This window comes from Williamsia serinedens (genome assembly GCF_024171725.1).
GTDB lineage: Bacteria > Actinomycetota > Actinomycetes > Mycobacteriales > Mycobacteriaceae > Williamsia_A > Williamsia_A serinedens.
This window is the reverse complement of the sequence record NZ_JAMTCG010000008.1, coordinates 66,902-93,303: the sequence shown is the minus strand read 5'-3', so window position 1 is coordinate 93,303 and position 26,402 is coordinate 66,902. Positions and strand designations below refer to the sequence as shown.

The following is a 26,402-nucleotide window of genomic DNA, read 5'->3' as shown; positions in this document are numbered from 1 at the left end:
TTTCCTTTCGATCATCAAATAGTTCGATTGTCGAAACGTACGACTCTCGTAGAAAGGATTCTGGCATGCACGTCCTGGTGGTCGGGGGAGGAGTCGGCGGTCCGGTGCTCGCGATGGCACTGCGCGACCGCGGGTGGGATGTGACCGTCGTGGAACGGACGCCGGCCGACGGGCGCGGGTCGGGATCGTGGTTCACGGTGACACCGAACGGACTCTCGGCGCTGGCCGCGGTCGGCGCTCTGGACCCCGTTCGTGCCCTTGGGTCGCCGACCGCGGGCAACCTCGTCCTCGGCGCGACGGGGCGACGGCTGGGGACGATCGGTGCCGGCGCACCGCTCACCGACGGGACCCCCGCACTCTCGTTCCGCCGGCCTGAACTCGCCGCGACGCTGCTCGATCTCGCGGTACGGCGCGGCGTCGAGGTGGTCGAGCGCGCGCGGGTGACCACGGCGTCGTCGGGACCCGATGCCGCCACGATCAGCCTCGACGACGGCACGTCGCTGTCGGCCGACGTGGTCGTCGGGGCCGACGGCATCCAATCCGTGGTGCGGCGCGCGATCGATCCGCAGGCGCCGAGCGGTCGGTATCTCGGTCTGGTGAATTTCGGAGGAGTCACCGTCGACCACGCCGATCACGGTCTGACGCCGGGTGTGTGGACCTTCGTGTTCGGGCGGCGAGCGTTCTTCGGCGCCCTGCCGATCGCCGACGGCCGTGTGGTCTGGTTCGCGAACGAGCCCCGGCCCGCGGTGTCCGATCACGAGCGCGCCACGACGTCGTCCGACGAGTGGCGCGCCCACCTCGTCGACCTGGCCGCGGCGGACGACAGCCCCTTCGCCGATCTCATCGCGGTCGGACGTCTGGATCTCGCCGCCGACAACACGCATGACCTGCCCTCGGTGCCGCGGTGGCATCGAGGGCGGCTGGGCCTCATCGGCGACGCGATCCACGCCCCGTCCCCGAGCTCCGGCCAGGGTGCGTCGATGGCGCTCGAGGACGCGGTGATCATGGGCGACCTCCTCGACCGCCACGCCGACGACCCGGCATCGGCGTTTTCCGCCTTCGACACCGCTCGACGCCGCCGCGTCGAGAAGATCGTCGCGATGGGAGCGCGGTCGTCGTCGGCGAAGACCCCCGGATCGATGCAACGGGTCGTCACCGAGGCGGTCATGCGGGTGGTGTTCCGCTTCGTCGTCACCGAGCGCTCGCAGGCCTGGGTGACCGGTTACCGCGTGGAGGAGCACCTCGTCCCGACACCCTGAGCTGCGTGTGATCGGTGAGGTGGATGTGCCGGGGAACGCGTGACCTCCGCCACGAAACCGTGTCGATCGGAGGGTCAGACCCGACTGCACTGCAGACGACCAGACAACCGACACACAGGAGGTCCGACCATGCCCGTCTCGACCACGCCGGTTCGCTCGCAGCTCAGCGTGCTGCTCACCCTGACCCACACCGAGGTGCAGATCGCGCAGACGCGCGTCCTGCAGGCCCGCACCGAGGCCGTCGTCGACGAACTGCGCCGTAACGCCGAGAACGGCCGAGTCCGTGCGGTCGCCATCGAGGAGGCTCTGCGGGAGGTCGGCGGTCTCCCCGAGGTCATCCGTCCCCTGATCGGCCGCGGCGTCGCCGCCGCGAAGTCCGTGATCGAGCAGGCGCAGCCGCTCGACGAGGCGCTGCTCGGCGACCTGCAGCTCGAGTACCAGCTGCTCGGCCGCGCGAAGTACCTGAAGGCCCTCGCGACCGCCCATGACCTGCCGTCCGTCGTCGACCTCGCCGACAGCTTGATCGACGCGCACGGCGCGACGGTCGACTGGCTGACCACCGTCCTCGCCGAGGAGGCGATCGGTGAACCCGCCGCGCTGCGTCGCACCCCGGTCCAGTGGGTGAGCGGCGTGGTGGCGAACGCCGTCGCCCTGCCCGGGACGGTCGTGGCCCGTGGTGCCGACCATGTGATCGACCATGTCGCGAAGATCCCGCAGCGGATCACCGGCCTGCGGTCGGCGGCGAAGGACACCACCGAGACCGTCGCCGTCACGCTCACCGCCGGCCGTGACGCCGCCCTCGAGGCGGCCGAGGAGGCGGCCCGCGACACCGGGGCCACCGTCATCGCTGACACCATCCACACCGCGCGCGTGGCCACGGGCACCGTGTCGGCCGAGGACCTGCCGATCGCCGACTACGACTCGCTCACCGTGAGCGCGGCCGTGGCGGCGCTGAAGGAGCTGCAGAAGCCGTCCGACATCCGTCTCGTCGTCGAGTACGAGGAGGCGCACAAGGACCGCCAGGGCGTCATCTCCGCCGCGCAGACGCAGCTCGCGAGCATCGCCAAGGACATCGTGGGCGTCGAGTGACATCCGCGGGGGGAATGAGACCCCGCGCGACGGGTTACCCAGAAGGGGCGCAGCACACCGGCTGCGCCCCTTCCGTCATCCGAGGAGCCTGACAATGACGAACGACGCCGTCGCCGACGTGTGGGACGACTGGCAGGACGCCGTGAACATGACCGCGAAGGAACTCGACGAGTTCCTCGACACCGACGAGTCGAAGTCGGTCGGCCAGTCGAAGGACGGCGGGGAGTCGACCGGTCACGCGTCGGGCCGACGCATCGTCGACATCCTGCAGACGAAGAAGAGCGACCTCACCGACGACGACGCCGAGCACATGCGCAAGGTCGTCGGCTACGTCCACCGCCACCAGGCGCAGGAACCCGACGGTGACGTCACGGACACCAAATGGCGCTACTCGCTCATGAACTGGGGTCACGACCCGCTCAAGTGACGCGTCAGAGCCAGGCCGGGTCCAGGTCCACCGTCGTGCGGTCGAGCGAGGCGAGCAGGTCGAACTGGGGCCCGGTCTTCGGCAGCTCGTAGCGGAAGAAGTAGCGGGCGGCGGCGCGCTTGCCGTCGTAGAAGTCGCCCTGCTTCTCGCCCACGGCGAGCAGCTGCTCCAGCCAGATCCAGCTGATGACCACGTGTCCGGCGGCCTCGAGGTAGACCGTCGCGTTCGCCAGCGAGACGGTCACGTCCCCGGCCGACCACACGGCGACGGTCACCTCGGCGAGCCGGTCGACGGCCGTGCGCAGCGCCGCGGCGAACTCCGCCGCCTCGCCACCGGCCGCCTCGCCGCGCTCGACGGTCGCGGTGATCGTGGACACCAGCAGCTGCAGACCCTTTCCGCCGTTCATGACGACCTTGCGGCCCAGCAGATCGAGGCCGTGGATGCCGTGCGCGCCTTCGTGGATGGGGTTGAGCCGGTTGTCGCGGTAGGCCTGCTCGACGTCGTAGTCGCGGGTGTAGCCGTAGCCGCCGTGCACCTGGATGGCGAGATTGTTGGCCTCCAGACACCACTGCGACGGCCAGCTCTTGACGATCGGCGTGAGCACGTCGAGCAGGAGGTGGGCGTCGGCGCGGGCCTGTCCGTCGGTCGTCTGCTCCTCGTCGACGAGCGTGCAGGCGTACAACCCCAGGGCGAGAGCCCCCTCGACATAGGACTTCTGCGCCACCAACATCCGCCGCACGTCGGCGTGGTCGATGATCGGTACCGGCGGCGAGCTCGGGTCCTTGTTGTCCAGCGGTCGCCCCTGGGTGCGGGTCTTCGCGTACTCCAGCGAGGTCAGGTAGCCCGCGTAGCCGATCGCGGTGGCGAGGAACCCGACGCCGATCCGGGCCTCGTTCATCATGTGGAACATGTAGGTCAGGCCGAGGTGCTCCTCGCCGACGAGATAGGCGACCGCGCCCTTCTCCGGTGCGGGCGAATGGGTCCCGTCGCCGAAGTTGAGCAGGCAGTTCGTCGTCCCACGGTTGCCCATCTTGTGGTTGAGCCCGACGAGCGCGATGTCGTTGCGGGTGCCGTCGGCGAGGTACTTCGGCGCGATGAACAGCGAGATGCCTTTCACGCCCGCCGGAGCGCCGGGCGTCTTCGCCAGGACCAGGTGGACGATGTTCTCGCTGAGCTCGTGCTCGCCGGCGGAGATCCACATCTTGGTGCCGGTCAGTCGCCAGCTGCCGTCGTCGGCGGGGACGGCCTTGGTGGTGATGTCGGCCAGCGTCGACCCGGCCTGGGGCTCGGACAGGCACATCGTCCCGTAGAACCGGCCCTCCACCATCGGCTTCACCCAGGTGTCGACCTGCTCGGCGGTGCCGTACTCGGTGAGCAGGTTGGCGTTGCCGATCGTCAGGAACGGGTAGGTCGATGACGACGGGTTCGCCGCCTGGAACCACGCCAACGACGCGCGGCCCACGACGTTGGGCAGCTGCAGTCCGCCGAGCTCCTCGTCGAACGACCCGGCCGTCAGCCCGGACTTGCGGAACTCCGCGAGCGCCTCGTGCACCTCGTCGATCATCACGACGCGGCCGTCGTCGCCGACGTACGGCTCGTTCTGGTCGGCCTTCTTGTTGTGCGGCGCGAACAGCTGCACGGCCATGTCGGCGCTGAGCGACAGGACGTCGTCGAACGTCTCCTTCGAGTGCTCGGCGAAGCGCTCCCGCTCGGTCAGCGCGACCACGTCGAGCCACTCGTACAGCAGGAAGTCGAGGTCACGACGGGACAGCGGCTCGGCCATGGTTCAGCGATTCCTCTCGTCGGCGGGCGATCCGCCTGCTGCCCATGATGCGCCCACCCCCGCGGCCGGTCACGTCGGGCTCAGGGCACCACCTGGCCGAGCAGGCCGAAGGAGAGGGCGACCAGGCCGACCTGGGCGGCGATCCCCACGAGGGGGACCCAGAAGGCGATCCGACGGCGCAGCATGAGCAGCACCGCGGCGGTGGAGGCGGCCAGCATCACGACCAGGCCCACCGCGTCGGTGAGGAAGAACGCCTGCCCGATCTTGCCGGTGTCGCAGACTGTCCCGCTGCCGCAGGGATCGCTCGCCATGGCGTAGAAGAGACTGAAGAACGCCGCCGCGCCGAACACGGTGACGTGCGCGGCGATCAGGAGGCTGGTCACCACGACGTCCGCGGTACGCGTCGGTCGTCGCGCGACGGCGGGGGCGGGGGCCCACGGGGCCGGCGGTGGGTACGGCGTGCTCATGGCCTGTAGACGGTAGGCCGCCGGTGCCCCGGCGATCAGGGGATCGTCACCGCCCGAGGGTGGGGGTTTCCACTCAGCGATAGATCTCGCGGTAGAGCGCGACGATCTCCTGTGCGTCGGGTACGCGCGGGTTGTTGGCCGGTGACCCGGACGCCAGCGCCTGCTCGGCCATGACGGGCAGGCGCTCCTCCCAGCGTGTCTCGTCGATGCCGTGGGACTCCGGCGTCGGCACCTCGACGTCGGCGCAGAGCCGGGTGAGCTCGTCGACGAGTGCGTGCGCCGCCGAGCGGTCCTCCGTGGCGTCGGTGACGACGCGCATCGCCCGGGCGCAGTCGGCGTAGCGCTCGACCGCGGCGTCGACCGAGAAGCGAGTCACGGCGGGCAGCAGCATCGCGTTCGAGAGTCCGTGAGCCACATGGAAGTGACCCCCGATCGGGCGGCTCATGCCGTGGACGAGGGCGACGGACGCGTTCGAGAACGCCATCCCCGCCTGCGTCGCGGCCACCATCATCGCCGCGCGGGCGTCGCGGTCGGTGCCGTCGGCCCACACCCGCCGCAGCGCCCCGGCGACCGTGCGCATCGCGGCCAGGGCCAGTCCGTCGCTGAACGGGTTGGCCTTGCGGCTGACGTAGGCCTCGATCGCGTGGGTGAGGGCGTCGACGCCGGTGTCGGCGGAGAGGCGCGCGGGCATCGACATCGTGAGGTCGACGTCGACGATGGTCGCGACGGGCAGGAACGACAGTCCAGGGCAGAGCATCTTCTCGTCGGTGGCGCTGTCGGTGATGACGGTGAACTGGGTCGCCTCCGACCCCGACCCCGCGGTGGTCGGGATCGCGATGATCGGCAGCGCGGGCCCGGTGTAGGCGCCGGGTGCGCGGTGGTCGGCGATCTCGCCACCCGTCCGCGACAGCACGGCGAGGGCCTTGGCCGTGTCCATCGGGCTGCCCCCGCCGAGCCCGATCACCGCGTCGGCGTCGGCGGCCCGCACCACCTCGAGGCCGGGTCGCAGGGAGTCGGTCGTCGGGTCGGGGACGGTCCCGTCGAACACGGTGGGCGTGGCCCCGGCGGCGGTGAGGAGCTCGACGACACGGGCCGCCACGCCGGTGTCCACCATGAACCGGTCGGTGACCACGACGGGCCGTCGCACGCCGAGAGTCTCGACCACCGACCCCAGACGCTCCAGCGCGCCGGATCCGATGTGCGCGAGGCGGGGGAGGGCGATCGCCGCGACGGCGGGCGAGGTCGACGAGTCGGTCATGGGCACCGACCCTGCCACGTGGGGTCCGTGCGCGGACCCGTTCTCCCCGTCGGGGTTCAGGCGCGGGACTCGCGCCCGGCGAGCAGCAGTTCGACGGTCAGCTCGAGACGGCTGGTGACGTCGGTGGCCGTCACCCGGCGGGTCAACCACTGGACCAGGTTCGACATCCACACGTCGGAGATGACGCGCGCGATCTTGAGGTCCTCCTCGGTGGGCTCGTCGTCGGCCATGGCCCCGGCGAGGAGGCGGTCGATGATGCCGGCGACCGCGTCGACCTCGGTGGCCGCGGACGCGTCGGCGAACATGAACGCGCGCGTCATCGCCTCGGTCAGCAGCGGGTCCCGCTGCATGGCCAGGGTGATGAGGTCGAGGACGTGGCGCAGCCGCTCCACCGCGGTGTCGCCCTGCAGCTTCGAGCGGTCCGCGCGCGACTCGACGCGGGCGAACTCCCGGGCGAGCGCGGTGACCAGCAGGTGCACCTTCGACGGGAAGTAGCGGTACAGGGTGCCGACGGCGACGTCGGCCTTGTCCGCGACGGCGCGCATCTGCACCGCGTCGTAGCCGCCCTTGCTGGCCAGCGCGAGCGTGGCGTCGAGGATGCGGCGTCGCCGTTCGCGCTGCGCGGTGGACCCGAGATCCGCCTCGGTGGCCGCGGTGGGCGCGGATGTCGTCGCGCCGGGTGTCGCCGGGGTGGCCATCTCAATTCCTCACTCGCGCGCCGCGGGACGAGACGGCCGACCGACGTCGACTGCCCCCCGATCCCGTCGGCGAACCTTGATCCGATCGGTTCACGATATTCCCCACGGTGGGGGAACGGCGATTCGCGGCTCGGATCGGCATGGCATGATTAGAACACGTTCTAGTTCGTCTGACACGCACGACGAGGGAGCTCGCGACGATGTCGATCGCCGATTCCACCGACCACGCGTCCTTCACCGAGGCCGTCCGCACCTGGGCCGATCGCGCCGGAGCCACCGCCGCCGTGCGCGGTGCCCTCGACGGTCAGGGGCCCGCCGTGTTGCCCGGTGCCGCCGATCTCGGTCTCTTCGCCCTCACCGTCCCCGAGGCGGCGGGCGGTCTCGGGGCGTCCGTCGTCGACCTCGCCGTCATGCTCGAGCAGTGCGGCCACGACCTGGTGCCCGGCCCGCTCGTCGCGACCGCCGTCGTCGCAGATCTCCTGGCGCGGGCGGAGGGGGCGACCGCCGACGCCGCGTCGGAGCTGGCCCAGGCCGTGATGGGCGGCGACCTGCCCGTCGGACTCGTCCCCGCGATGCTCACCGGCGCGCCGCGGGAGTCGGTCACCGCCCGCGACGCCGGTGACGGCGGGCTGATCGTCGACGCCGACCATCTGACCACCGTCGGACTCTTCCCGGGCGGGCTGATGCTGCTCGCCGTGACCGTCGACGACCGCCCGCGGTGGGTGGTGGTCGACTCCGACGGGCCGGGTGTCGAGACCAAGTCCCTCACCGCGGTCGACGGCACCGACCCCGTCGCGGTCGTCTCGCTGCGGGGCGTCGGCGTGCCCGCCCACGCGGTGCTCGACGCCGACGCCGCCACGGTGCGTGCGCTGCTGGTGGCCGGCCTCGCCGCGTACGCGTCCGGGCTCGCGCGCTGGACGCTGGAGACCGCCACCGAGCACGCGAGGTTCCGCGAGCAGTTCGGCAAGCCCATCGGGTCGTTCCAGGCGGTCAAACACCTCTGCGCCGAGATGCTCTGTCGGAGCGAGGAGATGACGGCCGCGGCGTGGGACGTCGCGCACGCCGTCGCCGACGGGCGCGACGGTGGCGACCCCGAGCAGGTGGCGATGGCCGTGGCGGTCGCCGCCGCGGCCGCCGCCGACCTGCCGGTCGAGAACGCCGCCGACTGCATCCAGGTGCTCGGCGGGATCGGGTTCACCTTCGACCACCCGGCGCACCTCTACCTGCGCGCGGCACTCGGACTGCGCCAGCAGCTCGACGGCACGTCGGGGTGGCACCGGGAGGTCGCCGCCGCCGTCACGTCGGGCGCGCGGCGCCGGGTCGACGTCGACCTGTCCGAGGTCGAGCATCTGCGCGCCGACGTCCGCGCCACCTGCGAGCGCATCGCGGCCGCCGACGACCGTCGCCGCGCCCTCGCCGAGACCGGGTACCTCATGCCCCACTGGCCGCGGCCGCACGGGTTGGGTGCGGGACCCGCCGAGCAGCTCCTCGTCGACGAGGAACTCGACCGTGCCGGTGTCACCCGCCCGGACATCGTCATCGCGGGCTGGGCCATCCCGACGATCCTCGAGCACGGCACCGACGCGCAGCGGGACCGGTTCGTCGGCCCCACCCTGGCCGGGGAGATGGTGTGGTGCCAGCTGTTCAGCGAACCCGAGGCCGGGTCCGACCTCGCATCGTTGCGCACGAAGGCCGTCCGCACCGACGGGGGGTGGCTGCTGTCCGGGCAGAAGATCTGGACGTCGGAGGCCCACATCGCCGACTGGGCCATCTGCCTCGCCCGCACCGATCCGGACGTGCCGAAGCACAAGGGGATCAGCTACTTCCTCGTCGACATGCGGTCGGCGGGCGTCGACGTCCGTCCGCTGCGGGAGATCACCGGCGACGCGCTGTTCAACGAGGTGTTCCTCGACGACGTGTTCGTCTCCGACGACTGCATCGTCGGCGCGCCCGGTGACGGGTGGCGGTTGGCGCGGACCACCCTGGCCAACGAGCGCGTCGCCATGGGCGGCTCCGGGCTGGGCAGGGAGATGGAATCGTTGCTGGCGCAACTCGATCGCGCCGGCACACCGCTGGACCCGGTGGCGACGGATCGTCTCGGCCGGCTGAGTGTGCACGCCCAGATCGGCCGCGTGCTCGACGCGCGGTCGGTGGTACGACGCCTCGCCGGGACCGACCCCGGGGCCGTCTCCAGTGTGCGCAAGCTGATCGGGGCCCGGCATCGTCAGGAGGTGCCCGAGTTCGCGCTGTCGGTGCTGGGGCCCGACGGCCTCGCGATGTCCGACGCCGCCGACCTCTACCTGCGCAACCGATGCCTGACCATCGCGGGCGGCACCACCCAGGTGCTCGCGACCGCGGCGGCCGAACGCATCCTCGGCCTGCCGCGCTGAGAACCACTGTTGATCAGTCGGTCCCGGCTTCCGGGTCGTCGCGGAACCCGGGCGACGGCGAGGACGGGTCGGCGGTGCGGCCCGTGGTCGTCGCCCCCCGTCGGGCGAGGGGCTCGATGTCGGCCAGGGACCGCGGCGTCGCGTAGTAGTAGCCCTGCGCGAAGTCGCACCCGACGCCGGCGACCTTGACCGCCTGGCTCGAGGTCTCGACGCCCTCGGCCACCACACGCATCCCGGTGGCGTGCGCCATGGCCACGATGCTCGACAGGATGGCCTGTGCCTCGACGCTCTCGTCGAGGGCGTCGACGAACGGCTTGGCCGTCTTCAGGATGCTGATGGGCAGCCGGTAGAGCTGGTTCAACGACGATGCGCCCGTACCGAAGTCGTCGATGGCCACCTGGATCCCCAGTTCGCGCACGGCCGCGACGGTCGACGTCGCACGGCTGTCGTTGACCCCGATGGCGCTCTCGGTGATCTCGACGCACAGACGTTCGGCCGCGAGTCCTGTCGCGACCAGGGCCCGGTTGAGGCGCGACAACAGGCTGCGATCGGTCAGTTCCCGACGGGACACGTTGACGCACAACGTGATGTCGCCCGTCCATGACTGCTCGGTGAACTCGCGGGTGGCGGTGCGGACGACGAAGTCGCCGACGAGCCCGATCAGGTCGGTCATCTCGGCGATCGGGATGAACTCGGCCGGCGAGATGCGCCCGAGATCCGGGTGGTCCCACCGCAACAACGCCTCGACCGCGACGAGTCGGTGATCGGTGGTGGTCACGAGCGGCTGGTAGTCGAGTCGCAGACCGGTGGCGTCGGCGAGCATCGCCGACCGCAGGTTCTGCTCGATGCGCTGGCGGCGCTGCAGGTCCTCGCGGTGCGCGACGCGGAAGCGCACGTAGGGCGTCTGCGAACTGGACTCCATCTTGGCCTGGTAGAGGGCGATGTCCGCGTCGCGGAGGAGGTCGGTGGGGGAGCGGCTGTCACCGAGCGCGGCGACCACCACACCGATGCTGATGGTGAGACGCTCGCTGCGCGAGCCGAGAGAGATCGGTCCGCTGACCGCGTCGTGGACCCGTCGGCTCTGACGCTCGATGGTGTCGGCGTAGTCCGACGACAGCGGGGACACGATGACGAACTCGTCGCCGCCGATCCGGCCGATCGAACTCCCCGCCGGGGTGATCCCGTCGAGACGTCGCGCGATCTCCTGCAACACCTCGTCGCCGGCGGCGTGGCCGAGCGAGTCGTTGACGAGCTTGAAGTTGTCGAGGTCGAGATAGAACACCGCGACGCGGTCGTCGGGCTCGCTCAGCGCGTCGAGCTGGACGGCCAGACGCCGCAGGACACCGCCGCGGTTGAGCAGGCCGGTGAGGAAGTCGTGGTTGGCCTCCCACGCGAGCTGCGACGTCCGCTCGTGCCGGTCGGTGATGTCGACGATGGAGACCAGTGCCGCCTGCACGTCGACGTCGTCGTCGATGGCCCGCACGCTGCAGGACAGCCAGCGACGGCCCGCATCGGTGGTGAGAGAGGCCAGCCGGTCGACGACAGGGCGCCCCGTCCGCAGGCACGAGACGATCGGTGACGTCGCGTCGTCCGGGAAGTCGAGGTGCACCGAGTCCAGGGCCGCACCGGGGACCTGGGCGGCCGTGAGGCCCAGGATGGTGAGGGCCGCCGGGTTGGCCAGCGCGATCCTCCCGTCCTCCTCGACCACCACGACCGCCTGGTGCAGGGACGTCACGATCGTCCCGAGCCGCTCGATCAGCGGTCGTCGCGTCGCGGCCCCGACGAGCAGGTACCCGTCACCGAGGGCGGTGACGGACAGATGCACCAGGATGGGGCGGCCGGAGTCGCCCCGGTGGTGCACGGCGTCCATCGACCCGCCGGTCGCGACGATGGACTGAGGGTCGACGTCGGCGTCGACGACGACGGGGAAGGGCAGCCCCACCGCCGCCGCGGGCGTCACGCCGTAGAGGCGGCGTGCGCCCTCGTTCCACGACCGGATCCGCAGCTCGGAGTCGAGGGATATCACCGCGTCGCTGACGTGGTCGACGAGTGCCGCCTGGTGCCGCAGGGCGATCTCGGCGGCCTTCTGCGCCGCGACGTCGCGCATGATCACCTGGTAGGCCGGGGCGTCGTTCCAGACCGTCCGGACCGACGTGACCTCCATCGTGCGGGTCTCCCCGGAGAAGTTGGTCATCAACATCTCCTCGGGGACCGTCGACGCCCCCGCCTCGTCGCCCATGCCGGTGATGCGTTCGAGCATGCGGGGCAGCGAGTCGGGGTGGACGAAGTCGGAGATGGGGCGGCCGATGAGGGCCTCGGGGGAGTCGACCCGCGCGAAGCGCACCGCGGCGGAGTTCACGTAGACGATCTCGCCCGCCTGGTGGACGGCGATCGAGTCCGGGCTGAGCTCGAGGAGCAGCCGGTACCGCTCGGCGACCGACGAGGACGTGGGGCTGGTCATGGGCATGGCCGCCGGCGCCACGATGTCCCGACCGTCATCGTCATCCACGACCTCTCCGACCCCTCGGCGTGCGCGTGCTCCGGCGTGATGCACCACGCATTCTCCCGCACAGCGATATCTCACGGTGGGAACCGGTGAAAGCGGACGCGCCCTCCTTTGTGAGATGTCCTGCGCTCGCCGTGTCCCCCCATTGTGCGACATCGTGGACATCAGGCCCTGACCTGGGCCGATGTGCGATATGCGATCGCTTATCGCAAGGGACGACAAGGAGTTCACGATGGGAAACACCACACACCGCGCGCGGATCTCCGGGGTCGGTGCGGTCACGGGGTACGGATGGGGCAGGGAGCGGCTCTGGGAGGGGCTCCTCTCGGGCAAGCCGGCGGCCACGTTGCGCGCCGGTTTCGGCATGGCCGACGACGAGCCGGGCTGGGTCTCGATGATCCCCGAGGGCGGCCTGCCCGCCGACGGGGCGACCCGCTACACGCGAGCGCTGCGCCACGCCGCGCGGGAGGCTCTGGAGGACGCGTACGCGCGGGGATGGACCCCCGGCAAGCGGGTCGGGGTCGTGCACGCGGCCGTCATGGGCGACACCGCGATGTACCCCATGTTCGCTGCTCCGGCGGGGTCCTTCTCCGGACGGCAGTACGTCGCGGTCACCCCGTCGACGGCGCTGTCGCTGCTGATGGCCGAGCACGGGTTCCACGGACCGGTGATGAGCGTGTCGTCGATGTGCGCGTCGGGATCGGCGGCGGTGATCACCGCGCGGACCTGGCTCGACGCGGGAATGGTCGACGACGTCCTCGTGGTGGCCACCGACCTCTCCGCGACACCGGAGATCGTCGGCATGTTCACCCGACTCGGGGTGGCGATCACCGACGACGAACCGCTGTCCGCCTGCCGTCCGTTCCAGGAGGGCAGCCGCGGGTTCAGCTTCGGCGAGGCCTCCATCGCATTCACGATGACGAATCGTGACGACGTCGACGGGTACGGCGACGTGCTCGGTGGGGCGATGGCGCACGACGCGTTCCACCCCACCTCCATCGACCCGTCGCTGGTCCACGTGCGCCGGTGCGTCGACGAGGCGATCGAGTCGGCCGGGATCGACGGTCGTGACGTCCGACACCTCAACGCGCATGGGCCGGGCACCGCCCAGTGTGACGCCGCCGAGGGCTCGATCCTCGCCGACGTGATCCCCGGGGCGTCGGTCTTCTCCGTCAAGCCGCTGGCGGGGCACTGCCAGGCGGCGGCGGGCGCGGTCGAGTTGACGGCGTCGCTCCTCGGGTTCGAGAGGGGCCAGATCCCGGCCTCCCCGCACGTGTCGGCCCCGACGACGGACGCCCTGCTCGACGGTGTGACCCGCGCCGAGCCCGGCCTCACGCTCAAGACGTCGCTCGGGATGGGGGGGTACAGCGCTGCGCTGGTTGTCGCCCCGGTGGCATGAGATGACGGCCGTCGGGGAGACGGTGCGACCGGGGTCGACGCACCGCCTCCCCGACGCGCCCCTGTGTTTGCGCGGGGATCGCTGCTATAACTAGAACAGGTTCTAGATTTCGGCTGGGGCAGCGGTCTGACCAGGACTGCTGCCGTGCCTGTCAGTCAGAGGGAGCACGCGCAGCATGGACTTCACGCCGGATCCGACCGCGGTCGCCGTCGCCGACGTCGCGACCGACGTGTTGCGGCGACACGAACCGACCTGGGACGACCGGTTCGACGGCGTCGGTGGTTTCGAGACCCGGCTGTGGTCGGCGATGGGGGACGCCGGCGTGACCGTCCTGGCGCTGCCGGAGAGTCGGGGCGGTGACGGCGTCGGCATCCTCGGCCTCGCGCCACTGCTGCGGTCGCTCGGCGAGAACGCGGCCGTGACACCTGCGCCGGGAACGCTCGTGGCCGCCGTCGCCGCGGGTGACACCCCGGCCGCCGGCAGGATCGCCGAGATCGTCGCCGCGGGCGGGCATGTCGCGGTCGCCGTGTCCGAACCGGGCGCCGCCCTCACCGCCAGTCCCCAGACCTCGGTCGTCGACGGCCGGGTCACGGGCACCAAGACCGGTGTCCTGCACGCCGAGACCGCCGGGGCCGTCGTCGTCACGACCGACACCGGGGCGGTTCTCGTCCCCCTCGACGCGCCGGGTGTCGGCGCGACCCGCACCCCGACCTCCTCGGGGTGGGGCGAGTACACCCTCACCTTCGACCACGTCGCCGTCGACGTCGAGGCGTCGCGGCTCGCCGGTGACGCCCGGCTGGTCCGCGACCTCTTCCGCTACGCCCTCGCCGCCTACGCCGACGGCCTGATCGCGGGCGCGACCCGCATCACCGCCGACCACGTCACGCAGCGTGAGCAGTTCGGGAAGCCGATCGGCACGTTCCAGGCCGTCAGCCAGCAGATCGCCGACATCTACGTCATCGGGCGGTCGATGAACCTCGCGGTCACCGCCGCCGGGTGGCGGCTGTCCGAGGGCCTCGACGCCGACCGCGACCTCGCCCTCGCGACGTGGTGGCTGGCCTCCGAGCTGCCCGCGACCGTCCGCACCATGACCCATCTGCACGGCGGGGTCGGTGTGGACATCACCTACCCGCTGCACCGGTACTTCTCCGTCGTCAAGGATCTGGCGCGACTCGTCGGTGGGGCCACCGCCCGTCTCGACGAGCTCGCCGAGCAGGAGTTCTGAGATGTTCATCGACCTCACCCCCGAGCAACGCGCGCTGAAGGCCGAACTGCGCGAGTACTTCTCGTCACTGATCTCGCCCGAGGAGCAGGCCGTGATGCGCACCGAGCGCCACGGTCCCACCTACCGGGCGGTCATCCGTCGGATGGGCGCCGACGGATGGCTCGGGGTCGGCTGGCCGACGGAGTACGGCGGGAAGGGGTTCGGCGAGATCGAACAGCAGATCTTCGTCAACGAGGCCGCCCGCGCGGACATCCCGCTGCCCGCGGTGACGCTGCAGACCGTCGGGCCGACGCTGCAGGTGTACGGGACGCAGGAGCAGAAGGACCGCTTCCTGCCCGCGATCCTCGCCGGCGAGGTGCACTTCGCGATCGGCTACAGCGAGCCGGGCGCCGGGACCGACCTCGCGTCGCTGCGCACCGCGGCGGTCCGCGACGGCGACGAGTACGTCGTCAACGGCCAGAAGCTCTGGACCACGGGCGGTCACGACGCCGACTTCGTCTGGTTGGCCGTCCGTACCGACCCCGATGCCCCGAAGCACAAGGGCATCTCGATCCTCATCGTCGACACCAGCGACCCCGGGTACAGCTTCACCCCGATCATCACCGCCGACGGTGCGCACCACGTCAACGCGACCTACTACTCCGACGTGCGCGTGCCGGTGGGCATGCTCGTCGGCGAGGAGAACCGCGGCTGGAAGCTGTTGACCACACAGCTCAACCACGAACGCGTCATGCTCGGACCCGCGGGCCGCATGGAGGGCATCCTCGCGCGGGTGGCGGCGTGGGCCGAGCGTCCCGGGGCGGACGGCACGGTGCCCGCCAAGCACCCGGACGTCAAGCGCGCGCTCGCCGAGATCGCGGGCAACGCGCGCATCAACGAGTTGCTCAACTGGCAGGTCGCGTCGTCGGGGAACGAGGCGATCTCGATGGCCGACGCCGCAGCGACCAAGGTGTTCGCCACCGAGCGCATCCAGCGGATCGGCCGCATCGTCGACGAGATCGTCGGGCGTTTCGGCGATCTCACCGACCCCGAGACGGCGGCACTCGTCGACTGGCTCGACGCACAGCAGAAGCGGAACTCGGTCATCACCTTCGGCGGCGGGGTCAACGAGGTCATGCGCGACATGATCTCGACCGCCGGTCTGGGCCTGCCCCGAGCGGCGCGGTGAGCCGCCGGTGACCCTGCAGAGCGAACGACCCGCGTCGGCCGAGGCCGACCGGATCCGCGAGGCGACCGACGCGATCCGCGCCCGGGGGGCGAGTTCGCCCGTCGCGGGCCGTGATCCGGTGAACACGCCGATGATCGCCAACTGGACCGAGGCGATCGGCGACACGAACCCGATCTACGCCGACGACGCCGCAGCGCGTGCGGCCGGCTGGGACGGTGTGGTGGCGCCACCGGCCATGGCGCAGGTGTGGACGATGCGGGGTCTGCACGGCCGTCGCACCCACGACGACCCGCTGGGCGCGGTGTCGGAGCTGTTCGACGAGGCCGGGTACACCTCGGTCGTCGCGACGAACTGCGACTCGACCTACCACCGGTACCTGTCTCCCGGCGAGGAGGTGACGCTGTCGGCCGAGCTGACCGACGTCGTCGGCCCGAAGACGACCGGGCTGGGCGAGGGATGGTTCTTCACCACGCGGAACGTGTGGCGTGTCGGCGACGAGGTGGTCGCCGAGATGGACTTCCGCATCCTCAAGTTCCGACCGCCGGCCGCGGCGCGGTCCGAGGTGGCGACGGGGATCGTGTCCTCGGCGGGTGCGGACACCTCCGATCTGGACGCGTCGACGATGATGCGCCCCAGTGCGTCCCGCGACACGACGTTCTTCTGGGAAGGGGTGCGAGCACACGAGCTGCGGATCCAGCGGCGCCCCGACAGGACGCTGGTGCACCCGCCGGTCCCCGCGCTCTGGGCGGCTCCGGGCGAGCCCACCGACCACGTCGTGGCGTCCGGGCGGGGCACCGTCCACAGCTTCGTCGTCCACCACGCACCGAGGGTCCCCGGCCGCACCCTGCCGTTCGTCGTCGCGCTCGTGGAGCTCGACGAGGGCGTCCGGATGCTCGGCCAGCTCCGCGGCGTGGACCCGTCGACGGTCCGGATAGGACTGTCGGTCGAGGTCGAGTTCCTCGACTTCCCCGCCGATCCCGACGGGCCACCCGGCGCCGACGGACCGTGGACCCTCTACGCGTGGCGTGCCCGCGAGACCGGAGGACAGTCATGACCGCACCCACGGCGCCGCCGGAGGTCGCCGTCGGCGACGTCCTGCCGGAGCTGCGGATCGAGGCGACGCCCACGTTCATCGTGTCGACCGCCCTGGCCACCCGCGATTTCCAGGACGTCCACCACGACCGCGACCTGGCGCAGGCCAAGGGGTCGAAGGACATCTTCGTCAACATCCTCACCGACACCGGTCTGGTGGGGCGTTTCGTCACCGACTGGGCCGGCCAAAGGGCCCGGATCCGGTCCATCACACTGCGACTGGGAGTCCCCTGGTACGCCTACGACACCGTGGTCCTGACCGGCACGGTGACGGGCGTCGACGACGGTGTCGCCACCGTCGACGTCGTCGGGACCAACGCGCTGGGCAAGCACGTGACCTCGACGGTGACGGTCGTCCTCGACCACACCGCGGGAGGTGCGCGATGACCGCGACGCTGTCGGGAGCGGCCGCCGTCGTCGGCATCGGTGCCACCGATTTCTCCAAGGACTCCGGCCGCAGCGAGCTGCGCCTGGCCGCCGAGGCCGTCACCGCGGCGGTCGCCGACGCGGGTCTCACGCCCGCCGACGTCGACGGTCTGGTCTCGTTCACGATGGACACCAACACCGAGATCGCCGTCGCACGAGCCACCGGCATCGGCGAGCTCACCTACTTCTCGCGGATCCACTACGGCGGCGGCGCAGCGTGTTCCACGGTGCAGCAGGCGGCGATGGCCGTCGCGACCGGTGTCGCCGACGTCGTCGTCGCCTACCGCGCGTTCAACGAGCGGTCGGGGATGCGCTTCGGGCAGGTGAACGCCGGCCTGGCGGCGCAGGACAACTCGTCGGGCACCGACAACGCCTTCAGCTACCCGCACGGGTTGTCCACACCGGCCGCGTTCGTGGCGATGGTCGCCCAGCGCTACATGCACGAGTACGGCGCCACCAGTGAGGACTTCGGTCGGGTGGCCGTCGTCGACCGCAAGCACGCCGCGGTCAACCCGAACGCCTTCTTCCACGGCAAGCCGATCACGCTGGAGGACCACCAGAACTCGCGCTGGATCGCCGAGCCGTTGCACCTGCTCGACTGCTGCCAGGAGTCCGACGGCGGTGTCGCGCTGGTGATCACGTCGACCGAGCGTGCGAAGGACCTGCCGCACACGCCGATCACGATCGCGGGCGCGGCGTCGGGGAGCGGTCAGGACCAACTCATCATGACCAGCTACTACCGCGACGACCTCGCCGGCCTGCCAGAGATGGGTCTCGTCGGCCGGCAGCTCTGGGAGCAGTCGGGGTTGCGTCCCGACGACATGGACGTGGCGGTCCTCTACGACCACTTCACGCCGTACACCCTGATGCAGCTCGAGGAGCTGGGGTTCTGCGGTCGCGGTGAGGCCAAGGACCTCGTCCGCGAGCCCGGCGCCCTCGAGGTGGGGGGACGTCTGCCCCTCAACACCCACGGCGGTCAGCTCGGCGAGGCGTACATCCACGGGATGAACGGCATCGCAGAGGCCGTCCGCCAGTTGCGCGGGACCTCGGTCAACCAGGTCCCCGACGCCCGCTGCGCCGTCGTCACGGCCGGCACCGGAGTCCCCACCAGCGGATTGGTTCTCACGTCATGACCGACACCACCCTGCCGTCCACCGCCGAGAGCGCCGCCGAGGTCGAGACCGACTTCAACCTCGGTGACATCTTCGAGGCCATCGCCGACGCCGTGCCGGACCGGCCGGCGATCGGGTACGAGGGCACCGACGTCAGCTACCGCGAACTCGACGAGCGCTCGAACGCCATGGGACATCTCCTGCAGGCGCAGGGGATCGGTCCCGGCGACCACGTCGCGCTGTACCTGAAAAACAGCCTCGAGCACGTGTATGCGATGGTCGCGCTGCTCAAGATCGGCGCCACGTCGGTGAACGTCAACTACCGCTACACGCCGGCCGAGCTGACCTACATCCTCGACAACGCCGACGCGACAGCGGTGTTCGTCGAGTTGCCCGAGCACCAACGGACGCTCGCGTCGGTGTTGTCGGGCAGTCGGGTGCGGACCGTCCTGGTGGTGGGTGAGGTCGTCGACGAGCTGGCCGCCGTGGCCGGCGACGACGTGTCGGTGGTGTCCGTCGATCTCGAGGGGCAGAGCACCGCACGCGATTTCCCACCCCGCAGCGGTGATCAGCTCTACCTTCTGTACACCGGTGGCACCACGGGTTACCCCAAGGGCGTCATGTGGCGTCACGACGACTTCTTCCACAAGCCGCTGTCGGGTGGGAATCCGTACGGTCCGGTCCCGCTGAAAGACCTCGCGGCGATCGCCCACAACGCGAGCACCTTCGCGCCGCTGTCGTTCCTGCTCGCCGCGCCCCTGATGCACGGCGCCGCCATCTATTCGATGTTCATGTTCTTCATCAACGGTGGGCGGCTGGTGCTGCAGCGCGACTTCGTCGCGTCGAAGGTCCTCGACGCCGTCGAGGACAACGGCGTGCAGATCATCCTCATCGTTGGTGACGGCATGGGCGCGCCCCTCGTCGAGGAGATGGAACGGCGTCAGGCCGCGGGCACGCTCGATGTCGCGGGCCTGCTGTCGATCACGAACGGCGGCGCCATCTGGTCGACCTCGGTCCGGGAGCGGATGCGCGCGGTCAAGCCGGACCTGTGGTTCCGCGACAACTTCGGCGCCTCGGAGACCGGCAACGACGGCGAACTCCTGATCGACGAGCACGGCACGCTGCGGTCGGCGCCGAGCCCGGGCATGACCGTGCTCGACGAGGGACTGCGTCCGGTCGAACCGGGGTCCGACGAGATCGGCTACATCGCCCGCGTCGGCCGCGTGCCGCTCGGCTACTACAAGGATCCCGAGAAATCCGACCGCACGTTCGTGACCCTGCCCGACGGTCGTCGCGCGGCCATCCTCGGTGACATGGGACGCCTCGAGGCGGACGGCAGCATCGTGTTCCTCGGCCGCGGTTCGGGCTGCATCAACACCGGCGGCGAGAAGGTCTTCCCCGAGGAGGTCGAGGCCGCGGTCCAGGCACATCCCGACGTCCATGACGTCCTGGTGGTCGGTGTGCCCGACGAACGATTCGGCCAGAAGGTGGCGGCCGTGATCTCGGCGCCCGTCGGCGCGGAACCGCCGACGCTCGAGGAGCTGCAGACCCACTGCCGGCAGACCCTGGCCGGGTACAAGGTCCCGCGACTGGTCGTCGCCGTCGACACCGTGAAGCGCACCCCGGCGGGCAAGGCCGACTACCGCTGGGCCGGTGCCACCGCGACCGCCGCGCTGGAGACGACCTCCGCCTGAGCCACCTGTTGGGCAGTCGGAGCCGTTCGTCGGGCAGCCGGAGCCACCCGTTGGGCGGTTGGAGCCACCTGTTGGGCGGTTGGAACACTCTCGGGAGCGTCGGACGCTGTCGTCGTGTCCTGACTGCCCGACGAACGGTTCCTGGCGCCCGACGAACGGGTCGGGTGCCGGTGGTCCGACGGCGCCGTCCGACGCTGCGGGTCAGTCCTTCGCGCGGGGCACACCGGTGTCGATCGGTGCGGCGTCCTCGGCGTCGGGCATGCGGGTCGGGGTCCAGAACGCCAGGATCACCGAGCCGACGACGACGATCGAGCCGAGCACGACGTACGCCTGACTCATCGGGTGCAGGAACGCGTCCCGGGCCCCGGCGGAGATGGTGTCGGCGACCGGGCCCGGGATCTTCTGGCGCAGTTGGTCGGCGACCGCCGACGCCTCGGCGAGGGACTTGCCGAGGCGGTCGGTGATCGTGTCGATCTGGCCGAGGATGGCCTGCCCCTCCGCGCCGCGACCCGACGACGTCAGCTGCTGCGCGACGCCCTGCAGCTGCTCGCGCGTCTTCTCGACGGTCCCCGCGATGCGCGTCGTGAACCCCGCGGCGACGATGCTGCCCGCCAGCGCCATCCCGATCGCCGCGCCGAGTTCGCGGGACGTGTCGTTGACCGCCGACGCGACGCCCTGGTTGTCGGCCGGCGTCGACACCATGATCCCGGTGGTGGCCGGCGCGGTGGCGAGTCCGATGCCGAACGCGAGAACCGAGAGCTGGCAGGCGATCACCCAGTAGGTGTCGGTGTCGAAGATCCCGAGGACGATGATCGCCATCCCGAACACGAACATGCCCGTCGGCAGCACCGCGCGGAAGCTGAAACGCACCGCCGCCCATGTGCCCACCAACGACATCACCATCACCACGACCACGAGCGGCACCAGGGCCAGCGCGGACTTCAGCGGGGAGTAGCCCATGATGATCTGGAACCGCTGCAGCACCAGGAAGAACACACCGAACGACCCGATGAACTGCAGTGCGATGGCGAAGGATCCGGCGCCGAACGCGCGGCGGCGGAACAGCCGGACGTCGAGCAGGGTCCGGGTGCCCCGCAACTGCAGCCACACGAAGACGCCGGCGAGGGCGAGCCCCCCGATCAGCCCGAGGAGGACGAGCGGGTCGGCCCATCCACGGATCGGCCCCTCGATGAGGCCGAAGACGAACGCCGCCACCGCCACTGCCGACGTGATCGAGCCGAGGATGTCGAAGCGGGGTGGGTTCGCGTCCCGCGAACTGCCGATCGTCAAGGACAGCACGGCCATCGTCCCCGCGGCGGCGGCGAACGCGATGAAGATGGAATGCCACGAGAAGAACTCGAGCAGCACGCCCGTGACGAGGAACCCGAGGATCGCGCCGGCGCCCGCGACCCCGGCCCAGATGCCCACGGCCAGTGGGCGCCTGTTCTCCGGCACGCCGGAGGTGATGAGCGACAGCGTCGCCGGCATCACGAGTGCCGCACCGGCTCCCGCGACGACCCGCGTCGCGATGATCTCCTCCGGCGTCGACAGCACGATCGCCATCGCCGACGCGATCGCGAAGATCACCAACCCGACCACCAGCACGCCGCGTCGACCGAACCGGTCACCGAGGGCGCCGCACGGCAGCAGCAACGCCGCCAGCGTCAGCGTGTACCCGTCGACGAGCCAGGTGATCTGCGCGGAGTCGGCGCCGATGTCCGGGGCGATCTCGGAGAGCGCGACGTTGAGCGAGGCCATCGCCGCGACCACCGCGCTCAGCGCCGAGCACGCCACGACGATGAGCCAGACCACGCGCCACGTCAGGCGTTCCGGGGTGTCGGTCCTCGGGGTCGTCGTGGTCGTCATCGCTTCCCGTCCCTGCTCAGTTCGACCGCGGGTCATCGCGCCGTTGTGCGATCGTGATCACGAAACGCGAGGTCAATACCGTGCATCGTGTGTAACGCCTGTCACTCTGGTTGTCGGTAGTCACAAGATCACTCATTCCGGGTCGACGGTGCCCCGGGTGCGAAAGGAACTGTGATCATGGCCGCGACCCTGCCCCGCGACACATCCCACTCGAGCACGTCGATGCGCTTCTGGCGGATCGTCGCCATGCTCGCCCCTCTCGTCGGACTCGTCATCGGCATGCTGCTGGTCGTCGGGTCGATGGGCTGAGGCGGACCGCGCCTCACCTGCTGTTCCGACAGTAACAGCATTTTTGAGACAGGTAGTCTCGTCGTGTCCGGAATCGATCCCACACGGCGAGAGGCGGTGTCCCATCACCCGACGGACCGACCCGCGCCCGGCGCAGTCGCGGGCGAAACTGGTCGACGCCGCCGCCGCACTGGTCCGTGACCACGGTCCGGCGGGGGTCACCGTCGACGCGGTGATCGGTGCGGCCGACGTCTCGCGCGCGACGTTCTACCGCCACTTCGCGGGCACCACCGAACTCGTCGCCGCCGCCTTCGCCGTCGTGATCCCGCCGGCGCCGACGCCGCCCGCGTCGGGTTCCGTCCGGGCCCGGCTCACCGAACTCGTTCTCTCCCAGGCCCGGTTGATCGCCGACGTGCCGGCGACGACGACGGTCCTCGCGTGGCTGTCGCTCGGTGTCGACCTCGACGCAGGGTCCCTCGACCGCGTGCGGGGCGCGGAGGGAACCGAGATGCTCACGCTCCGCGAGCGTGTCGCCGACCAGTTCCTGCGCCCGTTCGACGAGGTGCTGTCCACGCCCGACGCCGTCGACCTCCTCGGCGACGTCGACCGCACCGTCGCGATGGCGCTGCTCATCGGGCCGCTCGCGATGGGGCGACTGAGCACGTTGCCGTCCTTCGACTACGACGCCGCCGCCCGTGCCGCGGTCGACGGGTTCATCGCGACGCACAGCCGCGTCGGCTGACGGCTCAGGCCTTCTCGACGACGACGTTGCCCAGCACCGGGGCGTCGTCCCGCTCGACCGCGACCGCCGTCGCGACGAGATCGGATCCGCGGTCCCACACCGAGATCCGCAGGGTCTCCCCGGGGAACACGACACCGGCGAACGTCGCACCGAACGAGCCCACGGCACCGGGATCGCCGCCGAAGACCTCGTCGACCACCGCACGACACGTCACGCCGTAGCTGCAGAGCCCGTGCAGGATCGGCCGCGGGAACCCGGCGCCCTCGGCGAACGCCGGATCGGAGTGCAACGGATTGCGGTCGCCGCAGAGTCGGTACAGCAGAGCCTGATCCGGTCGCGTCGGCACGGTGACGACGTGGTCGGGTGGGCTGTCGGGGTAGTCGACACGGGTCGACGCACCACGGTCGCCGCCGAACCCGCCCTCGCCCTTGGCGAAGATCGCCGAGCGTGCGGTCCACAGCAGGAGGCCGTCGTCGCCGGTGGTCTTCGACTCCTGGATGATCACCGCCGCCGACCCCTTGTCCTGGATCTCGGCGATCCGGGTGCGGGTGGTCGCCGTCCCCGATGCGGGAAGCGGCCGGTGCGTGGTCACGTGTTGGCTGCCGTGCACCACCTTCGCGAGGTCGATCTCGACTCCCGGGAACGACACCGTGGGCGGCTCCGCGTCGTGGAAGCCGGCGGCGACCGTGGCGAAGGTGGGTAAGACCTTCGGTGCCCGGTCGTCGACGTAGCGCAGCCCCTCGGTGTCGAGGGGATCACGGGCGGCGCCCACCGCGAGGTTGTAGAGCGCGACGTCGGACGCGTTCCACGAGAACGTGCGGGCGCCGAGACCGGCGCCGAGGGCGGTGTCGAGATCGATGGGCATCAGACCGCCGTCGCGTCGGTCGGCACCGTCTGCGCGGCCATGTCGAGCGCTGCGAGGTAGCCGAACACCATGGCGGGTCCGATCGTCGCGCCGGGCCCGGCGTACGTGTGCCCCATCACCGGCGAGCTGGTGTTGCCCGCCGCGTACAACCCGTCGATCACCGACCCGTCGGCCCGCAGCGCACGACCCGACGTGTCGGTGTCGATGCCGCCCTTCGTCCCGAGATCGCCCGGGTACATCTTCACGGCCCAGAACGGCGCCTTGTCCAACTCGCCCAGACCCGGGTTCGGCTTGTTGGTGATGTCGCCGTAGTAGTGGTCGTAGCCGCTCTCGCCGCGGTGGAAGTCCTCGTCGACGCCGCTGCGCGCGAAGCCGTTGAACCGCTCGACGGTCGCCTGCAGGGCGTCGGCCGGCACGTCCATCTTGGCCGCCAGCTCGGCGATGGTGTCGGCCTTGATGATCGAGCCGGAGGCGAGCCACTTCTTCGGCAGCGGTTGACGTCCCGGGACGCCCGCGAACAGGTAGCGGTCGCGATAGCCCTGGTCGAAGACGAGCCACGCGGGCACGTTCTCCCCGGGCCCGTCGCCCTGGCCGTACTCCCCGCCGTACATGCGATGCACCGCCTCGACATAGGGCAGGGACTCGTTCATGAACCGCTGACCGCGCGTGTTCACCATGAAGCTCCGGGGCAACGACCGCTCTGCGAGGGCGAACCACGGTCCGCGCGGCAGCATCATCGTCGGGCCCCACCAGGAGTCCTCCATGAACGACACGGACGCACCGAGTTTCAGTCCCGCGGTGATCCCGTCGCCGGTGTTCGACGGTGCGCCCGTGGTCCACTCGGTGCCGATCGGATCACGCTGGTACTTGCGGCGCATCTCCTCGTTGTGCTCGAAACCGCCGCAGGCCAACACGACTCCCCGTCGAGCGGTGATGGTCCGCCGCTCGCCGCGGTGTTCGACGACGACGCCGGTGACCCGGTCGTTCTCGGTGACGAGGTCGAGCAGCGGCGTCTCGAGGAACATCGGGACACCTGCGCGACGCAGGCCGATCAGCAGGCCGGACATGAGCGCGGCACCCATGCCGACGATCCGCTTGCCGGTCATCTTCGCGCCCATGGTGCGCATGCCGACCGCCATCATCTTCACCGGTCCACGCCAGTGCCGCAGGCCTGTGCTCATCCACCGGTAGTCGGACTGCTTGACCACCACGTTCATCGGCGCCTTGGTGTACGGCGGGTGGAGGGTCTTCGCGTCGGGCCCGAGCCTGCGGGTGTCGAAGGGGCGGGGTTCACACGATCGCCCGTGCAGCCGACCGCCGGGTGCCTCGGGGTAGTAGTCGGAGTAGTTCTTCACCCACTCCAGGTCGATGGCCGAGTGGTCGATGAGGAAGTCGAGCGCCTCGGGCCCGCGGTCGATGTAGGTGTCGATCTTCTCCTCGGCGACGACGTCGCCGACGATGGCCTTCACGTACTCCCGCGCCGCTGCGTCGGTGTCCTTGACGCCGTCGCGACGCAGCACCGAGTTGTTGGGGATCCAGACGCCGCCGCCGGAGCGCGAGGTCGACCCGCCCCAGTGGGGCGCCTTCTCGATGAGCACCGTCGACAGACCGCGCGAGGCCGCCGTGATCGCGGCGCTCATCCCGGCCGCACCGGAGCCGACCACGACGACGTCGTAGGCCGCCTGCAGCTCTGCCTCCGTCGAGGCGTTTTCGCTGGTCATGGGGTGGCCCTTCCCTCATTTCTAGAACACGTTATAGAATTGCCGCTCGAGCCAGTTATACCAGCCCGTGGGCCGTTCTCCACCCCCGCGGATCGCGCAGGACGAGGACCCGTCCACGACAGCAGGGAGTGCGCATGTCGGTCGCCGACGACGTCCGGACGCGGATCGCCGCCGACCTCGCCCGTGCCGAGGAGACCGGTGTCGCGGTCGATCCGCCGACGGCGTCGCACCCCGATCTGGACGTGGTGGACGCCTACGAGATCCAGTTGATCAACATCCGTCGTCGCCTGGACGCCGGGGCGCGGATCGCCGGGCACAAGGTGGGGCTGGCATCGGAGGCGATGCAGCAGATGATGGGCGTCGACGAACCCGATTACGGCCATCTGCTGGACACGATGCAGTACCACGAGGGCACGCCGATCGACGCGAGTGCATTTTGCTTCCCGCGCGTCGAGGTGGAGGTCGGCTTCCTGCTGGGCGAGGACCTGCCCGGGGCGACCTGCACCAACGGCGACGTGATCGACGCGGTCGCGGCAGTCGTCCCGTCCATCGAGCTCATCGACTCCCGTATCCGCGACTGGAAGATCACCCTGTGCGACACGATCGCCGACAACGCGTCGTCGCTGGGGTGGGTTCTGGGTCGCGAGCGCGTGGAGATCGACGAGATCGACGTCGGCGACATCGACGCGGTACTGGAGCGCAACGGTGAGGTCGTCGCGAAGGGCAATTCCTCGGCGGTGCTGGGCAACCCGCTGAACGCGGTGTCGTGGCTGGCCCGCAAGGTCGACTCGTTCGGCGTGCGGTTGAAGGCCGGCGACGTGATCCTGCCCGGGACGGCGACCCGGGCGATCGACATCCGTGCGGGCGACCACTTCCGCGCCGAGTTCACCGGACTGGGCAGCGTCACCATCGATTTCCGCTGAGCTG

Annotated in this window: 22 protein-coding genes; 14 read left to right on the top strand and 8 right to left on the bottom strand. The window is 70.5% G+C overall.

Annotation, left to right across the window (positions count from 1 at the left end):
* Nucleotides 1-65: 65 nt before the first annotated feature.
* From LX12_RS20335 to LX12_RS20325, 3 genes are all read left to right on the top strand, one after another.
* Nucleotides 66-1,259, top strand: coding sequence for an FAD-dependent monooxygenase (locus tag LX12_RS20335; RefSeq protein ID WP_253656435.1), 1,194 nt, complete (start codon nucleotides 66-68; stop codon nucleotides 1,257-1,259).
* 129 nt (nucleotides 1,260-1,388) lie between these two features.
* The gene (locus tag LX12_RS20330; protein WP_253656434.1) at nucleotides 1,389-2,348 is read left to right on the top strand and encodes a ferritin-like domain-containing protein; all 960 of its coding nucleotides are present in this window, start codon (nucleotides 1,389-1,391) and stop codon (nucleotides 2,346-2,348) included.
* Nucleotides 2,349-2,442: 94 nt separating this feature from the next.
* Nucleotides 2,443-2,775, top strand: coding sequence for a DUF3140 domain-containing protein (locus LX12_RS20325; RefSeq protein ID WP_253656433.1), 333 nt, complete (start codon nucleotides 2,443-2,445; stop codon nucleotides 2,773-2,775).
* A gap of 4 nt (nucleotides 2,776-2,779) precedes the next feature.
* Here the strand turns inward: LX12_RS20325 and LX12_RS20320 are convergent, their stop codons facing one another.
* The 4 genes from LX12_RS20320 to kstR form a co-directional block, all read right to left on the bottom strand.
* Entirely contained in the window at nucleotides 2,780-4,558 is a 1,779-nt protein-coding gene (locus LX12_RS20320) for an acyl-CoA dehydrogenase (RefSeq protein WP_253656432.1), read from the bottom strand.
* Between the two features lie 80 nt (nucleotides 4,559-4,638).
* On the bottom strand, nucleotides 4,639-5,025 hold the full coding sequence (locus LX12_RS20315) for a DUF6264 family protein (RefSeq protein ID WP_253656431.1): 387 nt from the start codon (nucleotides 5,023-5,025) through the stop codon (nucleotides 4,639-4,641).
* 73 nt (nucleotides 5,026-5,098) lie between these two features.
* The gene (locus tag LX12_RS20310; RefSeq protein WP_253656430.1) at nucleotides 5,099-6,283 is read right to left on the bottom strand and encodes an iron-containing alcohol dehydrogenase; all 1,185 of its coding nucleotides are present in this window, start codon (nucleotides 6,281-6,283) and stop codon (nucleotides 5,099-5,101) included.
* A gap of 56 nt (nucleotides 6,284-6,339) precedes the next feature.
* Complete coding sequence (gene kstR / locus LX12_RS20305; RefSeq protein ID WP_253656429.1) at nucleotides 6,340-6,981, bottom strand: cholesterol catabolism transcriptional regulator KstR; 642 nt, start codon at nucleotides 6,979-6,981, stop codon at nucleotides 6,340-6,342.
* A gap of 200 nt (nucleotides 6,982-7,181) precedes the next feature.
* Between kstR and LX12_RS20300 the strand changes: the two genes are divergently transcribed.
* A complete protein-coding gene (locus tag LX12_RS20300; RefSeq protein ID WP_253656428.1) occupies nucleotides 7,182-9,371 on the top strand; it encodes an acyl-CoA dehydrogenase family protein in 2,190 nt (729 codons plus the stop codon).
* Between the two features lie 13 nt (nucleotides 9,372-9,384).
* Here the strand turns inward: LX12_RS20300 and LX12_RS20295 are convergent, their stop codons facing one another.
* Entirely contained in the window at nucleotides 9,385-11,880 is a 2,496-nt protein-coding gene (locus LX12_RS20295; protein ID WP_253656427.1) for a sensor domain-containing protein, read from the bottom strand.
* 229 nt (nucleotides 11,881-12,109) lie between these two features.
* On the opposite strand from LX12_RS20295, the gene LX12_RS20290 reads away from it, so the two are divergent.
* From LX12_RS20290 to LX12_RS20260, 7 genes are all read left to right on the top strand, one after another.
* Nucleotides 12,110-13,276 carry a beta-ketoacyl synthase N-terminal-like domain-containing protein gene (locus LX12_RS20290; RefSeq protein WP_253656426.1) on the top strand — a complete coding sequence of 389 codons (1,167 nt, stop codon included), beginning with the start codon at nucleotides 12,110-12,112 and terminating at the stop codon, nucleotides 13,274-13,276.
* A gap of 175 nt (nucleotides 13,277-13,451) precedes the next feature.
* A complete protein-coding gene (locus tag LX12_RS20285; protein ID WP_253656425.1) occupies nucleotides 13,452-14,501 on the top strand; it encodes an acyl-CoA dehydrogenase family protein in 1,050 nt (349 codons plus the stop codon).
* Nucleotide 14,502: 1 nt separating this feature from the next.
* The gene (locus tag LX12_RS20280; protein ID WP_253656424.1) at nucleotides 14,503-15,669 is read left to right on the top strand and encodes an acyl-CoA dehydrogenase family protein; all 1,167 of its coding nucleotides are present in this window, start codon (nucleotides 14,503-14,505) and stop codon (nucleotides 15,667-15,669) included.
* Nucleotides 15,670-15,676: 7 nt separating this feature from the next.
* Nucleotides 15,677-16,723: a bifunctional MaoC family dehydratase N-terminal/OB-fold nucleic acid binding domain-containing protein gene (locus LX12_RS20275; RefSeq protein WP_372505113.1), complete on the top strand. Its 1,047-nt coding sequence runs from the start codon at nucleotides 15,677-15,679 to the stop codon at nucleotides 16,721-16,723.
* The gene (locus LX12_RS20270) at nucleotides 16,720-17,148 is read left to right on the top strand and encodes a MaoC family dehydratase (protein WP_253656423.1); all 429 of its coding nucleotides are present in this window, start codon (nucleotides 16,720-16,722) and stop codon (nucleotides 17,146-17,148) included. Before LX12_RS20275 ends, LX12_RS20270 begins: the two co-directional genes overlap by 4 nt.
* Entirely contained in the window at nucleotides 17,145-18,320 is a 1,176-nt protein-coding gene (locus LX12_RS20265; protein WP_253656422.1) for a lipid-transfer protein, read from the top strand. Before LX12_RS20270 ends, LX12_RS20265 begins: the two co-directional genes overlap by 4 nt.
* Nucleotides 18,317-19,993 (top strand): AMP-binding protein, encoded by a 1,677-nt coding sequence (locus LX12_RS20260; protein ID WP_253656421.1) that lies wholly within the window; start codon nucleotides 18,317-18,319, stop codon nucleotides 19,991-19,993. Before LX12_RS20265 ends, LX12_RS20260 begins: the two co-directional genes overlap by 4 nt.
* Nucleotides 19,994-20,194: 201 nt before the next feature.
* Here LX12_RS20260 and LX12_RS20255 read toward each other — a convergent pair whose 3' ends face one another.
* The gene (locus LX12_RS20255; protein ID WP_253656420.1) at nucleotides 20,195-21,859 is read right to left on the bottom strand and encodes an MFS transporter; all 1,665 of its coding nucleotides are present in this window, start codon (nucleotides 21,857-21,859) and stop codon (nucleotides 20,195-20,197) included.
* 177 nt (nucleotides 21,860-22,036) lie between these two features.
* Between LX12_RS20255 and LX12_RS22090 the strand changes: the two genes are divergently transcribed.
* Together LX12_RS22090 and LX12_RS20250 are read left to right on the top strand one after the other, a co-directional pair.
* A complete protein-coding gene (locus LX12_RS22090) occupies nucleotides 22,037-22,168 on the top strand; it encodes a hypothetical protein (RefSeq protein ID WP_301284917.1) in 132 nt (43 codons plus the stop codon).
* A gap of 103 nt (nucleotides 22,169-22,271) precedes the next feature.
* Nucleotides 22,272-22,889 carry a TetR/AcrR family transcriptional regulator gene (locus tag LX12_RS20250; protein WP_253656448.1) on the top strand — a complete coding sequence of 206 codons (618 nt, stop codon included), beginning with the start codon at nucleotides 22,272-22,274 and terminating at the stop codon, nucleotides 22,887-22,889.
* Between the two features lie 4 nt (nucleotides 22,890-22,893).
* Here LX12_RS20250 and chsH3 read toward each other — a convergent pair whose 3' ends face one another.
* Nucleotides 22,894-23,754: an enoyl-CoA hydratase ChsH3 gene (gene chsH3, locus LX12_RS20245; RefSeq protein WP_253656419.1), complete on the bottom strand. Its 861-nt coding sequence runs from the start codon at nucleotides 23,752-23,754 to the stop codon at nucleotides 22,894-22,896.
* Complete coding sequence (kstD, locus tag LX12_RS20240) at nucleotides 23,754-25,475, bottom strand: 3-oxosteroid 1-dehydrogenase (protein ID WP_253656418.1); 1,722 nt, start codon at nucleotides 25,473-25,475, stop codon at nucleotides 23,754-23,756. The genes chsH3 and kstD overlap by 1 nt, the downstream gene beginning before the upstream one ends.
* A 134-nt stretch (nucleotides 25,476-25,609) precedes the next feature.
* Here kstD and LX12_RS20235 point away from each other — a divergent pair, with 134 nt between their 5' ends.
* Nucleotides 25,610-26,398: a 2-keto-4-pentenoate hydratase gene (locus tag LX12_RS20235; protein ID WP_253656417.1), complete on the top strand. Its 789-nt coding sequence runs from the start codon at nucleotides 25,610-25,612 to the stop codon at nucleotides 26,396-26,398.
* The last annotated feature ends 4 nt before the right edge of the window (nucleotides 26,399-26,402 follow it).